Raw genomic sequence first — 13,651 nt, forward strand, 5'->3', positions numbered from 1 at the left:
CCATGCCCCTGTCCCTCACCGCGCGCGTTGCCGAAAACCGCCATCGGCGCGCCCGCCGGCACCGCCGCCTCATCGGCCTTTTGCTTGCCCTTATCGCCGCGGCCTTCGTGCTGACCCTCCTTCTCGGCCAGTCCTTCACGCCGCCGCGCGATATCTTGCGCACGCTGATGGGCGAGGACGTGCCGGGCGTCGCCTTCACGGTCGGCCAGCTCCGCCTGCCGCGCGCCGTCCTTGCCGTTCTCGCAGGCGTCAGCTTCGGCCTCGGCGGCGTCGCCTTCCAGATCATGCTGCGCAATCCGCTGGCAAGCCCGGACATCATCGGCATAAGCTGGGGGGCAAGCGCGGCGGCCGTCTTCGCCATCGTCGTGCTCGGCCTCAAGGGGCCTTCGGTCTCGATCCTCGCCGTTGCCGCCGGCCTCGGGGTAGCGCTTCTCGTCTACGGCCTTTCCTTCCGCAACGGCGTCGCGGGCACGCGGCTCATTCTTGTCGGCATCGGCGTTTCGGCCATGCTGGAAAGCGTCATCGCCTATATCCTCTCCACCGCCCCGGCCTGGACCCTGCAGGAGGCGCTGCGCTGGCTCACCGGTAGCGTCAACGGTGCGCAGCTTGCCGAGACGCTGCCGCTTCTGGCCGCCCTTGGCGTCTTCGGCGGGCTGCTTCTCTCGCGCGGCCGCGATCTCGAGGCGCTGAGGCTCGGCGACGACACGGCCGCCGCGCTCGGCGTATCGGTCGGGCGCACGCGCGTGCTCGTCATCGTCGCCGCCGTCGGCCTCATCGCCAGCGCCACCGCCATTTCCGGGCCCATCGCCTTCGTCGCCTTCCTCTCCGGGCCCATCGCCGCCCGGATCGTCGGCAACAACGGCTCGCTCCTTGTCCCGGCGGCCCTCGTCGGCGCGGCGCTCGTGCTCGTCGGCGACTATTGCGGCCAGTTCCTGCTGCCGAGCCGCTATCCCGTCGGCGTCGTCACCGGGGCGCTCGGCGCGCCCTACCTGATATTCCTGATCGTACGGGTCAACCGATCCGGAGGTTCGCTATGAAACCCCATACCCTGATTGCGGACGGGCTTTCGGCCGGCTATGGCGAGGCCGTCATTCTCGACGGGCTCGACCTCGCCATCCCGCCCGAAAAGATCACCGTCATCGTCGGCGCCAATGCCTGCGGCAAGTCCACGCTGCTGCGCACGCTTTCGCGGCTCCTGCCGGCGCGACGCGGCAAGGTGCTGCTCGACGGCAAGTCAATCCACCACCTGCCTTCGCGCGAGCTTGCGCGCACGCTGGGCCTGCTTCCCCAGTCGCCCATCGCGCCGGAGGGCATCGCCGTCGCCGACCTCGTCAGCCGCGGGCGGCATCCGCACCAGGGTGTCTTTTCCCGCTGGCGGCGCGAGGACGACGAGGCGGTCGCAGCCGCGCTTGCCGCAACAAAGACGGAGGACCTTGCCGAGCGGCCGGTCGACGAGCTTTCCGGCGGCCAGCGCCAGCGGGTCTGGATCGCCATGGCGCTCGCCCAGGAAACGGACCTCCTGCTGCTCGACGAGCCGACGACCTTCCTCGACATCAGCCACCAGATCGAGGTCCTCGACCTTCTGACCGACCTCAACCAGACGCGCGGCACCACCGTCGTCATGGTGCTGCACGACCTCAACCTTGCCGCCCGCTACGCCGATCACCTCGTCGCCATGGCGAACGGGCGGCTGCATGTCGCAGGGCCGCCGGAAGCCGTGCTGACGGAGGAGAACGTGCGGCAGGTCTTCGGCCTTCAAAGCCGCATCGTCACCGACCCCACTTCCGGCCGGCCGGCCATGCTGCCCATCGGCCGGCACCGCATGATCGCAGAAGGCCTGTCCGCCACGAACGAGGATCCCGCATGACCGCCGCTTTCACCTTCACACTCTCCGGCATCGCGCTGCCGGCAAGCGCCACGACCATGGTCGACGAAATCTGCGAGCATTTCGTCGAGCATGCCGAAGTGCGGCGCGACGGCGATGCCGCGGTGCTGAAGAGCGAGGCGGGAACCGCCCATATGCGCATCGATGAAGGCCGCCTCCTGATCGACCTTGCCTGTCCGAGCGAGGAGGCGCTTCAGATGAGCCGTACGATGCTCGCCGAGCACCTGTTCTATTTCGCCGGGGACGATCCCTTCGAGCTCACATGGTCGAAGCCCGCCCCGCAGGCGCGGCTCGCCAATCTCCATGAGGCGACCGTCGTTTCCGCCGGGGACGTGACGGCGAACATGCGGCGGGTGATCGTCGCCTGCGCCGACGTCACGCCGTTCATCGGCGGCGACATGCATGTGCGCCTGCTCGTGCCGCCGAGGGGCCGGCCGCCGGTCTGGCCGGGCTTGCGCGACGACGGGCGCATCGCCTGGCCGGAGGGCGACGATGCGCTTGTGGTGCGGGTCTACACGATCCGCGCCGTCGACGCCGACCGCAAGGAACTGTGGATCGACTTCCTGCAGCATCCCGCCCCGGGCGTTGCGACCCCCGGCGCGGATTTCGCGCGGGATGCGCGGCCCGGCGACCGGATCGCCCTCATCGGTCCCGGCGGCGGAGACCTGCCGCAGGCGGAAAGGATCCTGCTTGCCGGAGACGAGAGCGCCCTGCCCGCCATTGCCCGCATCGCCGCCGAAGTGCCGGCGCAAACGCGCCTCACCGCGATCATCGAGGTCGCGGATGCGGCCGAGGAACAGCCGCTGCCGACGGCCGGATCGCTGGAGGTGCGCTGGCTGCACCGCAAGACCTATCCGCCCGGCGCCCGGAACGGGCTCGCGCAGGCAGCCATCGACGCCATCAAGACCGTCGACGGCGAGACCTTCGTATGGGCGGCCTGCGAGCGGGAGGACATCCGCCTCATCCGCAGCGCCCTGAAGAACCGCCACCATGACAGGAAGCGCATGTATGTCGCCTGGTACTGGGAGCGGGACAAGGCGGGCTACTAAGCCGGGCCGGTGAGGCGCTTTCGTCCCGTCCTCGACCCACCCGCTTTCCGGCCGGCATAGTGCTCCAGCAGGATGTTCAGGAACAAAAGCCCGGTGTGCCGGTTAAAGGGGCGCCGACGTCAAAGGGACATCGGAACGACCGGAAATGAAGGCAGACCGATACCCGCGACGGCGGCATCCCATCGCACCCGTCCCCACCCCTTGCGGGCTTGCGGCGACCGTCCCGCGACGGCAACGGCAACGCCCGCGAGCGTTCTTGAAGTCGCAAATGCATTGCCCATATCGAATGGGCCAGATGTCCAATTGAAAGGAGGAACCCGATGCTGGCTGACATATTCTTCGCAACGCCCCTGCATGTACACCTGTCCAACGGCCTCAGCCGCACCTTCGACAGTGTCAACGACACCCTCGACTTCCTGGAAAACGAATGGCCGCTCCGGCACGGCGAGCGCTACAAGCGCGCCTGCGAGAAATGCCGCGCCGCGCTCCGCAGGCAGACGCCGGTCGCCGTCGCCCGCGAAGCCTTCGTCGCCGCATGCCTCGAAGCGGGCCTGCCCGTTCAGGCTCTGCCCCCGGCCTGGCAGCGCTCCGGCCCCTCGACGCCGCCTCGCATGAGCGCCTGAACGCAGAGGCCGCCCGGCCGGTAAACCGGGCGGCCCCGGCCGCCGGTCGCGAGGCCGCATCGATCTGCGGGATGGAACAAGCGGCGGTCGGGGAAGTTGGGTCCTCCAAAGGAGAACCCTCATGAAGAAACTTTCCGCAGCCCTCGCCATGTTCATGATCCCGGCCGCCGCTTTCGCCCAGTCGGCGGCGGAAACCACCGGCATCAACTCCACGCTCGGCATTCCGCCGAAGACCGGGGACTTCGTGAAGGAGGCCTCGATGAGCGACATATTCGAGATCGAATCCAGCAAGCTCGCACTTCAGAACGGCAATGCCGCAACCAAGGCCTTCGCCCGGCAGATGATCGACGACCACCAGAAGACGACGAGCGAACTGAAGGCGCTCCTCGACAGCGGCAAGGTACAGGCCAAGGCGGCCACGGGCATGTCCGACGCGCAGAAGGCATCCTTCGACAAGCTCAAGGACCTCTCGGGCAAGGACTTCGACGAGGTCTATCAGGACGATCAGGAAGACGCACATGAAGATGCCGTCGATCTTTTCAAGCGCTATGCTTCGGAGGGCGACAATCCAGACCTCAAGGCCTGGGCCGCAAAGACGGTTCCCGCGCTCGAACATCACCTGAAAATGGCCGAAGACCTCGAAGGCAAATGACGGTATCCCAAGGAGACGGATATGACATCGCGTAAAACGGACAAACGGCCGTCAGCGGCCAAGCAGGATGCGCGCGGCCAGTTCGCGCCGTCCCAGGCGGACCGGCACGCCGACGGCGTGGTGAGCGCCAAGCCGACCGTCATCACCGGATCGCAAGACGCGACCGCCCACCGGAGCCCGCCCGGCAGGAAGCGCGGGAAGGACTGGGAAGCCGGCTTCGACGAGCGCCAGCCCGACCGATCCTGAGGAGGAACAGATCATGCAGGAAAGAACCGCAAACGCCGGGGAAGACCGCAAGGAACGCCCGGCGCCGCCGCGAACGCCGGGAGAGGACGTTTCGGATCCGCATCCCGGAAGCGTCTCGGACGGCACGCATCCGGAGGCCTCAGAAGTCAAACGGCCCGATGGCGACCCCGGCCAAGCTAGGAGGCGTCCGTCATGACATCCTTTGCCGGATCCTGCCTTTGCGGGCGCGTGAGCTTCACCGTCGGGGGCCTGCCGAAGAGGATCGGCATCTGCCACTGTACGGATTGCCGTCAGGAAAGCGGCTCCGCCTTCACCTTCTACGGCATCTGGCCGGCAGGGCAGTTCGAAGCCGCGGGCGAGACCGCCGCCTTTTCGGGGCGCTGCTTCTGCCCGCATTGCGGCTCCCGGCTCTTCTCGCTCGATGCGGACGAGGCCGAGATCAAGCTCGGCGCGCTCTCCGAAGCACCCACGCCGTTCACCCCGACCTACGAGCTCTGGATCAAGCGCCGCGAACCCTGGCTTCGGCCCATCGAGGGAGCCGAACAATACGAAGAGGACAGGCCCGCCAGCCCGACGTGACGGCCGGCTTCCCCCGGTCTATCGCGCCAGCACGTTGCGCGCGCCGGCCTCGCGGAAGGCGCGTTCGGCCCCGAGGACATCCGCGTCGGCATGGCCGCGGCTCTCCGGTCAAGGTCAGGGGGACCTCCATCGGTTGCCATTGCGTCAACCGATGGAGGGCGCCTCAGGTTCCGGGAAGGCTCATGACGGCACCGCCAATGTCTGCGGCGCGGCCTGCCGGAGGCGGGTCAGCAGCCAGGTGCGCTGGCGTTCGTTCCGGCTTTCGATGCCTTGCAGGTCCTTCTCCAGCGCGCGGTCGCCGAGCGCGCGGGCACCCTGGATGAGCACCGCCGTGGACACGAAGCTCTCGTTGACCATCAGCCATAGCCCCTGCAGGTCGCGCATCAGGCCGAAGCCGGTCTGGGGCCGGCCGATCGCCAATGCCTTGTCGAGCGCGGCCGCCTCGCCCTCGCGCCCTGCGCCATAGGCCGCCGCATGCGGGCGCAGGGCGGCGGCGCTCTCCTCGGACCAGCCCATGAACAGCGCGCTCTGCTGGCCGATATCCGGCGTCATCGGGTGAGCCTTGCGCAACGTCTCCCAGCCGCGAACCAGGCATTCCTCGCTCGCCAGCAGCAGCCCGATATAATCGGCGAGACAGGGCCGGCTCGCCGCCCCGCCGTCCAGCGCCGCGGCCTCCCGCTTCGTTTCGGCCGGCTGCGGCAGCGGTGAGAGGCCCGCCGCCTTCTCCAGCCTGACGGCCGCATATTTGAAATGCGGCTGCTTGCTCACCGGGTCCCATTCGTAGAGCGTCAGTTCGTTGGCCGCGCGTTGCCGTCCGGGGTCGTCCCAGTAGCCGTAGTGGAACGGCATGAACAGCGTGCCGGGCTCGATGTCGCCGATCCGCGCCGGAGCCTCCGCCATGCCGCGCCGCGAGGTGACGCGCAGCATCTCGCCTTCGGCTATGCCGAGGCGGCTCGCATCCTCCTCGCTGACCTGGATGAAGGCATCGGGCGCGGCATCGCGAAGCGCCTTCGACCGCCCGGTCTTGGTGCGGGTGTGGAAATGGAACACGACGCGCCCGGTGGAGAGATAGAAGGGATAGTCCGCATCCGGCTCCTCCGTCGGCGGCACGTATTCGGCAGCGCGCAGGAAGGCGCGGCCGTCCGGCCGTTTCGCACGGTAGTCCTCCTCCGTGACCGCCGCCCCGGTGAGAAGGTCGTGGCCGTAGCTCTCGCAATAATCGGGATCCGTCGGGAAATGGAGATCGGCATAGTAGCGCTCCGAGCCGTCGGGGTGCCGGTCGTTGCACGGCCAGGGAATGCCCGAGCCGCCGGTCAGCTTCGCATAGGAAAGTCCCGAATAGTCGCAGGGCCGGCCGCGCGAACATTCCCGCCATGCGTCGAACGCGCCCTCGGCATCGGTCCATTTGATGAGGGGCGCGCCGTCCTTGTCGCGGAAATCCATGCGGCGGGCGAAATCGAGGAAGATGTCGAGGTCGGACCGGGCCTGCCCCGGCGGCTCGACGGCCTTGCGGTTGAGATGGACGACGCGGTCGACATTGGTGGAACAGCCCGTCTTCTCGCCCCAGATGGCGGCAGGCAGGACCACGTCCGCCATCTCCGTCGTCTCGGTCATGAAGGCGTCCTGCGCGATGACGAACACGCCCCGCCGGCCGAGGTCCCCGCGCAGCCGGGCAAGGTCCGGCATGGAGACGGCCGGATTGGTGCCGACGATCCACAGCACCCGGATCGAGCCGTCCCGGACATAGTCGAAGATCTGCAGGGCATGGGTCGGCGGCCCCCAGTCCGGCAGGGTGGCCGGATCGACGTTCCAGAGCCGCGCCATCTCCTCGACATGGCGCGGATTGCCGAAGTTGCGGAAGGCCGACAAGTCGCCGCCCGATCCGGTCTCGCGGCTGTTCTCGGCGGTCGGCTGGCCGTTCATCTGCAGGATGCCGCAGCCGGGCCGGCCGATCCGGCCCAGCACCAGGTTGACGTTGTTGACCTGCACGGCCGCCGCCGTGCCCTGGTTGGACTGGTAGACGCCCTGCAAGCAGGTCGACAGCAGCATGGTCGAGCCGCCGATCATCGCGGCGGCCTCGCGGATCTGGTCGGCGGGGATACGCGCGATCTCCGCGACCTTCCCGGGCGTGTAGCTTGCGACGGTGCGGGAAAGTTCGTCATAGCCCAGCGTATGCGCCTCGATAAAGGCGCGGTCGGCATGGCCCTGTTCGATCAGTTCCCGGATCAGCCCGTTCAGCACCGCGACATTGGTGCCGAGGCGCGGCTTGATGTGGAGGTCGGCCTCGGCGGCCGTCGCCGTGCGGCGGGGATCGACGACGATCATCTTCGAGGGCCGGTCGGCCCGCCGCCGGTCGAGCACCCGCGACCAGAGCACGGTGGCCGTCGCCGCCATGTCATGGCCGACGAGGAGGAAGCAATCCGTGGCCTCCACGTCCGAATAGGTGCCGGGTTGCCCGTCCGCGCCGAAGGTCTCCTTCAGCGCCGCGCCGGCGGTTGCCGTACAGAGCCGCGTGTTGCCGTCGATGTGGAGGGTGCCGATCCCGGCCGTGCGAATGACGCTCAGCGTGTAGTTCGCCTCCGCGAAGAGCTGGCCCGACGTGTAGAAGCCGATGGAGCCGGCGGTGTACTTCTCCTTCGCCGCCTTCATGCGGGCGACGATCAGGTCCATCGCCTCGTCCCAGCTTGCCGGCTCCAGCCGGCCGCCGCGGCGGACGAGGGGCTGGGTCAGCCGGTCGACGCTGGCATTGGCGACCCAGCCGTGCAGGCCCTTGGGGCCGAGCCGGCCGCGGTTGACGATATCCGCCTCGCGCCCGCGCACGCCGACGATGCGCCCGCCCGGCCGGTCGTCCTTGACGGCGATGTCGATGCCGCAGCCGTTCGAGCACAGGAAGCAGGAGGCCTGCACCCAGCGGTCCGGCTCCTCCTCGACATTCTGGTCGACGCGGATCGGCCAGTGCGACCCGAGGGACGGCGTTCGCGGCCCCCAGATATCGGTGATGCTGTCGCGCGTGCTGACCATCTTGACCTCCCTTTCATGGCCCGGTCATGCCCGAAGGGGCAGATCCGATTTCTTTTCCGCCGGCAGGCGCCGCGCGCGGGAAGGCGGGCCTACAGAACGGGCCCGACGATCGCGAGCGCGTTGTTCCAGAGGCGCCGGCCGACCGGCCACCGCTCGACCTCCTGCGGCAGGATCCGTCGGCATTGCGCAAGGTAGCTTTCCTGCCGCGCGCGCATGGCGATGGTCGTTTCGGCATCCTCGAGGAGGATGTTGTTCTCGTAGTTGAGGTCGAAGCTGCGCCGGTCCATGTTCGCCGAGCCGATCAGCGTCACCTGCCCGTCCATGGTCAATGTCTTGGCGTGGAGCAGCCCGGCTCCGTATTCGTAGATCGTCACGCCGGCGCGAAGAAGATCGGGATAGTAGCTGCGGCTTGCCGCGGCGACCGCGAAATCGTCGTTGCGCGCGGGAAAGACGATGGTGGTGTCGACGCCCCGGTTGGCGCAGGCGCAGAGCGCGGCCTGCATGGCAGCGTCCGGCACGTAGTAGGGCGTCGTGACGAACAGCGAGCGCCGCGCGGCATAGACCAGCGTCTCGAACATCTCCGGCATGGCCGAATTGCGGAATGTCGGGCCGGTCGCGACCACCTGGGCGGTAAAGCCCGGCCTTGCCGCCGGCATCGGGCGGCGCAGCAGGTCGCCGATGTCCTCGCCGCCGTTGCCCATCCAGTCGCTGGCGAAAAGATGCTGGTTCTGCCGCACGACCGGCCCCTCGAAGCGCATCAGCACATCGACCCAGGGCGCGTATTTCGCCTTGGGCAGGAACTGCGGATCGGCACAGTTCTGGCTGCCGCAATAGGTGATCCGGTTGTCGATGACGGCGACCTTGCGGTGGTTGCGCAGGTCGACGCGGCCGGTAAGCGCCCTCAGGAGCGGATTGCCGATCGTCAGCGCCCGGCGCACCTTCACGCCCGCCGCCGCCATGTCCTGCCAGAGCGGGCCGCACACGAGATCGCGCGAGCCGAGATCGTCGACGAGGGCCCGGCAGGCGACCCCGCGCCGTGCGGCCCGCTGCATCGCCTCGGCGACCTTCGTGCCGTTGCGGTCGGCAAGCCAGATGTAGAACAGGAGATGGACGTGATCGCTCGCCGCGTCGATATCGGCAACCATCGCGTCGATGGCCGCATCGGAATTCTCCATCAGGACGGCGCTGTTGCCGCCGACCGGCTCATAGCCGCTGATCGACCGGCCGACCGCGAAAAGCGCCTCGTGCCTGTCGGCCGTCTCCAGCGCCGCCGGCCAGCCCGGCGCGTCCTGCGGGCGCGGAAGGTCGTGAAAGGCCGCCTTCAGCCGTTCCACCCGCTTGCGCCCGACATTGGTCTGCCCGACGAGAAGGTAGGCGAGCGCCCCGACATAGGGCAGCGTCAGGACGAGGACGAGCCAGGCGGCGCGCGATTCCGGCTGCCGGTGCGCCCGAAGCAGGATATGCGCGGCGGTGACCGCGACGACGGCGATGTGCAGGACCACGAATGTGCCACCGCCGCCCGTCATGCGGCCGGCCCATAGAGAAGATCGAGCGCGGCGAGCACGATGAGGAGATAGGTCCCGTTGCCGGAGGCATCCTCGTCCTCGGAAAGGTCGAAGCGCTTCCACGTATCCCGCCGGTCGCCGGCCTCGTATTCGCGGATCACCGCCTCGGCGATATCGCGGATCTCGGCGAACCGGGAACGGTCGAAATGCAGCCCCTCGCCGTCGACGAAGAGGCCTTCGCCCTTCAGGAAGTCCGCCATCGGCATGGAGGTCTGCGACAGATAGAACAGGAGGTCGCCTGCCTCCATCGGCTGATCCACGGATTGCGGCACGAGGCCGGCGCGATCGACCAGCAGGCCGGCTTTCGCCTGCATGTCCTGCGTCAGCCGCTTCGTCGTCACGAGGGTCATGACGCATCTCCATCCAGAAGCGTGAGGGCGGCGCCCTTGTGGGCGGCGACATGGTCGGTCCTGTCGCTCCTGATCTCGTATTGCGGCACGTCGGGCGATGCGCGGTGGGTATGGCCCTTGTAGTCGAAATCGCTGGTATGGATGGCGATGATCGTGCCCGATACCCGGCCGGCTTCCGAATTCCAGGCGACATGGTCGCCGATGGCGAAACGCTTGCTCATTGCGATCTCCTTTCCCGAAGTTGGGTATCCGCCCCGGTGATGAGGCGGGCGCTGCGCTGGCCGGTCGAGTAGATCCACAGCCAGCTCAAGGCGACGGCGAGGCGGTTGCGCAGGCCGATCAGGAAGTAGACATGGGCGATGCCCCAGGTCCACCAGGCAAGCCGCCCCTTGAGCCTGATCCAGCCGAGATCGACGATGGCGGCCCGTTTGCCGATGGTCGCGAGGTTGCCGTCGTTGCGATAGGCGAAAGGCACCGGCACCGGCTTCCTTTCGCAGCGCGCACGGATCACGCCGGCGACATAGCGCCCCTCCTGCTTTGCCGCCGGGGCGATGCCGGGCACGGTCCTGCCCTCGCCCATCGCGACATGGGCCGTGTCGCCGATCGCGAAGATGTCCGTAAAGCCGGGAACGGAAAGGTCGGGTTCGACGACGATCCGCCCGGCGCGGTCGGCCGGCGCCTTCAGCCATTCGGCGGCCGGCGAGGCGGCGACGCCCGCCGCCCAGAGGATCGTCGCGGCCGGCAGGAATTCGCCGCCAAGCGCGATGCCTGCCGCGCTGCATTCGGAGACCGCCTGGCCGGTGCGTACCTCGACACCGAGGCGCGAAAGCGCCCGCTCGGCATAGGCCGAAAGGTCCTCGGTGAAGGCCGAGAGGATGCGCGGGCCGGCTTCGACCAGCACCACCTTCGCCTCGCGCGTGTCGATGTTGCGGAAATCGCGGCGCAGCGTCTCGTGGGCGAGTTCGGCGATGGTGCCGGCAAGCTCCACGCCGGTCGGCCCGGCGCCGATGATGGCGAAGGTCAGCAGCCGGCGGCGCTCGGCGGGATCCGGCTGCCATTCCGCCCGCTCAAAGGCGGAGAGGATATGGCGGCGGATCGTCGTCGCATCCTCCAGCGTCTTCAAGCCCGGCGCGTAAGGCTCCCATTCGTCATGGCCGAAATAGGCATGGCGCGCGCCGGTGGCGAGGATCAGCGTGTCGTAGGGGACCCGCCTCCCGTCCTCCAGCAGCACGGCCTTTCCCGCCGTGTCCACGCCGCTTGCCGCGCCCAGAAGCGTCGTCGCGTTCTCGTGGCGCCGCAGCAGGGAGCGGATCGGCCAGGCGATCTCGGAAGGAGCGAGCGAGGCCGTCGCCGCCTGGTAGAGCAGGGGCTGGAACAGGTGATGGTTGCGCCGGTCGAGCACCGTGATGCGGAAAGGTCCCGAGGCAAGATGGCGGGCCGCCTCCAGCCCGCCGAAACCGCCGCCGACGATGACGACGTGATGATCGTCCTTTTCCGTCATGACGGCCTCCAGCCGCTGGTGTTACTCCGCCGTAAGCGCGACCGCCGCTTCCGTCGTCAGCGTGCGGAAGGTGAAGCTCTCCTCGACGTAGAGATCGACGGTGGTGGCGGTGTGGCCGAGATAGCCGATGGAGAAGTCCTCGCCGACGGTCAGCTCGAAATCGCCGCCGCGCAGCGACAGGACGAGCCCGCCCTCGATGGCCGGCGCCCAGATGACGCCGCCGTCGACGATCCGCTCGATATGGTGGAGGACGGGATAGCCGTCGTCGCTGCCGCCGCTCGCCGCCGTATAGGCCTCGGCGCCGAGGACCAGCGCATAGGGCCCTTCGACACCGGCAAGACGAAGCTGGCCGACCGCCCGCGCCACCGCGTCCGAATAGCGCTTCGCCCCGGGTGGCAACGGCATGGCCGGGTTGCTCGCCGCGGCGCGGATGCCCTCGATGCCGGCGGCCGCATAGCCGTCGAACACGGCCCGGTCCTCGGCGAAGGCGATCTTGCGCATGGCCTCCTTGACCGGCGACCAGTCGCTGTCGAGCGCACCGCGCTCCACGTCGTCGATGGCGCGGCGCGAAAGCTGGAAGGGCACGCGCACTTCGACGAGCGCCTTGACCTCGCGCGCCAGCGCCTGCACGCCCTCCTCGGGCGGCGCGATGGAAGCGACATGGCCCGTGCCGACCGCCGAAAGGCCGGGACCGGACGGGCCGACCATGTCGACGACCCGGCGGGCGGCGAGGTGGCGCTTGAGCGTGCGCTTCGCCTCTTCCTCGATCTCCGCCCAGGCGGCCTCGGAAACGGGCGCGAGTTCACGGTGCAGGTTATTCATGGGAAGCCCCTTTCCTGAGCGAGCCTATGCCGAGCGATCCATCGCCGCGCGGCGCGGACGGTTGCGAAGGTTCCTCCGCCGCCAGCGGGGGCGCCGGCGCAGGTGCCGGAGCCGCATCCGGCGCGACCGCGTCGAGGAACGAAGCGGAAGGAACGAAGAACAGCGACCCCGTGACGGCGCGGCTGAAATCGAGCAGCCGGTCGTAATTGCCGGGCGGCAGGCCGATGAACATGTTCTCCAGCATGCGCTCGATGCGATCCGGCGAGCGCGCATAGCCGATGAAATAGGTGCCGAACTCGCCCTTGCCGATATCGCCGAACGGCATGTTGTCGCGCAGGATCTCCAGCGGCTCGCCGTTCTCCTCGATGGAGGTGAGGACGTTGTGGGCGTAGCTCGGCTTGGCGGCGTCGTCGAGCTCGATGTCGGAGAGCTTTTCGCGGCCGATGATCCGCTCCTGGTCGGCAACCGGCACGCGGTTCCAGGCGACGAGGTCGTGCAGGTACTTCTGCACGATCACATAGCTGCCGCCGGCAAAATCCGGGTCTTCCGCACCGATGATCGTGGCGGCGACGGCGGCCGCGTCGACGGGGTTTTCCGTGCCGTCGACGAAGCCGATCAGATCCCGGTCGTCGAAATAGCTGAAGCCGTGCACCTCGTCCTGGGTCGTAACGAAGCCCGAAAGCCGGCTCATGACCTGGCTTGCCAGCTCGAAGCAGAGGTCCATGCGCGTGGCGCGGATGTGGAACAGGAGGTCGCCGGGCGTCGCGACCGCATGGTGGCGCCCACGGATCTCGCGGAAGGGGTGCAGGCCCTTGGGGCGCGGCGCGCCGAAGAGGCGCTCCCAGGCATCCGAACCGATGCCGAGCACGCAGGAAAGCCCGCCTTCAAGGTCGCGGAAGCCGACGGCGCGCAGCAGGCCGGAAAGATCGGCGCAGAGCTTGCGCACGGCCCTTTCGGCATCGTCGCCGGGCTCGAGCGTCACGACCAGGAAGATGGCGGCGCGGGTCAACCGCGCCGCGACCGGCTGCGGGACTACGGAGGGGAGGACTGCATCCATGCGTGATCCATTCGGCAATAGCAGAAGAGACGAAACCGGCGGAAGGCCGGCTCAATCCATGTCGCGGAAGGCGTGTCCGTTCGCCTCGACCGCCTTCACCACGTCGGAAGGTAGCGAGTCTTTTTCCACCGTGCCATCGAAAATCCAGTCCTTTCCATCGGCGATGTCGGGCAGGCCGGCGCCGGCACGCACATAAAGGCCGATCGAAGGTTTTGCGGGGTTCAGGTAGAGGTCGTAGTTTTCCATGGGAGCACCTTGCATCGAAGGGGAACGGGCCGGCTGGAGGGGCCGGCCCGCAGCT

15 protein-coding genes are annotated in these 13,651 nt (G+C 68.4%); 7 read left to right on the forward strand and 8 right to left on the reverse strand.

Annotation, left to right across the window (positions count from 1 at the left end):
- Positions 1-2 precede the first annotated feature (2 nt).
- From HNQ66_RS08590 to HNQ66_RS08620, 7 genes are all read left to right on the forward strand, one after another.
- Positions 3-1,037: a FecCD family ABC transporter permease gene (locus tag HNQ66_RS08590; RefSeq protein ID WP_184143072.1), complete on the forward strand. Its 1,035-nt coding sequence runs from the start codon at positions 3-5 to the stop codon at positions 1,035-1,037.
- Positions 1,034-1,867: an ABC transporter ATP-binding protein gene (locus HNQ66_RS08595; protein ID WP_184143075.1), complete on the forward strand. Its 834-nt coding sequence runs from the start codon at positions 1,034-1,036 to the stop codon at positions 1,865-1,867. The genes HNQ66_RS08590 and HNQ66_RS08595 overlap by 4 nt, the downstream gene beginning before the upstream one ends.
- Positions 1,864-2,934: a DUF2218 domain-containing protein gene (locus tag HNQ66_RS08600; protein ID WP_184143078.1), complete on the forward strand. Its 1,071-nt coding sequence runs from the start codon at positions 1,864-1,866 to the stop codon at positions 2,932-2,934. Before HNQ66_RS08595 ends, HNQ66_RS08600 begins: the two co-directional genes overlap by 4 nt.
- Before the next feature lie 320 nt (positions 2,935-3,254).
- Positions 3,255-3,557: a DUF982 domain-containing protein gene (locus HNQ66_RS08605; RefSeq protein WP_184143081.1), complete on the forward strand. Its 303-nt coding sequence runs from the start codon at positions 3,255-3,257 to the stop codon at positions 3,555-3,557.
- Between the two features lie 121 nt (positions 3,558-3,678).
- Complete coding sequence (locus HNQ66_RS08610) at positions 3,679-4,209, forward strand: DUF4142 domain-containing protein (RefSeq protein ID WP_184143084.1); 531 nt, start codon at positions 3,679-3,681, stop codon at positions 4,207-4,209.
- Positions 4,210-4,230: 21 nt separating this feature from the next.
- Positions 4,231-4,455, forward strand: coding sequence for a hypothetical protein (locus HNQ66_RS08615; RefSeq protein ID WP_184143088.1), 225 nt, complete (start codon positions 4,231-4,233; stop codon positions 4,453-4,455).
- A 192-nt stretch (positions 4,456-4,647) separates the two neighbouring features.
- Positions 4,648-5,034, forward strand: coding sequence for a GFA family protein (locus HNQ66_RS08620; protein ID WP_184143090.1), 387 nt, complete (start codon positions 4,648-4,650; stop codon positions 5,032-5,034).
- Between the two features lie 180 nt (positions 5,035-5,214).
- Here HNQ66_RS08620 and HNQ66_RS08625 read toward each other — a convergent pair whose 3' ends face one another.
- From HNQ66_RS08625 to HNQ66_RS08660, 8 genes are all read right to left on the reverse strand, one after another.
- Complete coding sequence (locus tag HNQ66_RS08625) at positions 5,215-8,055, reverse strand: molybdopterin oxidoreductase family protein (RefSeq protein ID WP_184143093.1); 2,841 nt, start codon at positions 8,053-8,055, stop codon at positions 5,215-5,217.
- An 89-nt stretch (positions 8,056-8,144) separates the two neighbouring features.
- Positions 8,145-9,581, reverse strand: a complete 1,437-nt coding sequence (gene cls, locus HNQ66_RS08630; RefSeq protein ID WP_184143096.1) for a cardiolipin synthase — start codon at positions 9,579-9,581, stop codon at positions 8,145-8,147.
- Positions 9,578-9,970, reverse strand: coding sequence for a hypothetical protein (locus tag HNQ66_RS08635; RefSeq protein ID WP_184143099.1), 393 nt, complete (start codon positions 9,968-9,970; stop codon positions 9,578-9,580). The genes cls and HNQ66_RS08635 overlap by 4 nt, the downstream gene beginning before the upstream one ends.
- A complete protein-coding gene (locus HNQ66_RS08640; protein WP_184143102.1) occupies positions 9,967-10,191 on the reverse strand; it encodes a hypervirulence associated TUDOR domain-containing protein in 225 nt (74 codons plus the stop codon). The genes HNQ66_RS08635 and HNQ66_RS08640 overlap by 4 nt, the downstream gene beginning before the upstream one ends.
- Positions 10,188-11,471, reverse strand: a complete 1,284-nt coding sequence (locus HNQ66_RS08645) for an NAD(P)/FAD-dependent oxidoreductase (protein ID WP_184143105.1) — start codon at positions 11,469-11,471, stop codon at positions 10,188-10,190. The genes HNQ66_RS08640 and HNQ66_RS08645 overlap by 4 nt, the downstream gene beginning before the upstream one ends.
- A 21-nt stretch (positions 11,472-11,492) precedes the next feature.
- Positions 11,493-12,293 carry a family 1 encapsulin nanocompartment shell protein gene (locus tag HNQ66_RS08650; RefSeq protein ID WP_184143108.1) on the reverse strand — a complete coding sequence of 267 codons (801 nt, stop codon included), beginning with the start codon at positions 12,291-12,293 and terminating at the stop codon, positions 11,493-11,495.
- A complete protein-coding gene (locus tag HNQ66_RS08655) occupies positions 12,286-13,350 on the reverse strand; it encodes a Dyp-type peroxidase (RefSeq protein WP_184143111.1) in 1,065 nt (354 codons plus the stop codon). Before HNQ66_RS08655 ends, HNQ66_RS08650 begins: the two co-directional genes overlap by 8 nt.
- Positions 13,351-13,401: 51 nt before the next feature.
- Complete coding sequence (locus HNQ66_RS08660) at positions 13,402-13,596, reverse strand: hypothetical protein (protein ID WP_184143113.1); 195 nt, start codon at positions 13,594-13,596, stop codon at positions 13,402-13,404.
- Positions 13,597-13,651: the final 55 nt, after the last annotated feature.

Source organism: Shinella fusca (assembly GCF_014203155.1).
GTDB lineage: Bacteria > Pseudomonadota > Alphaproteobacteria > Rhizobiales > Rhizobiaceae > Shinella > Shinella fusca.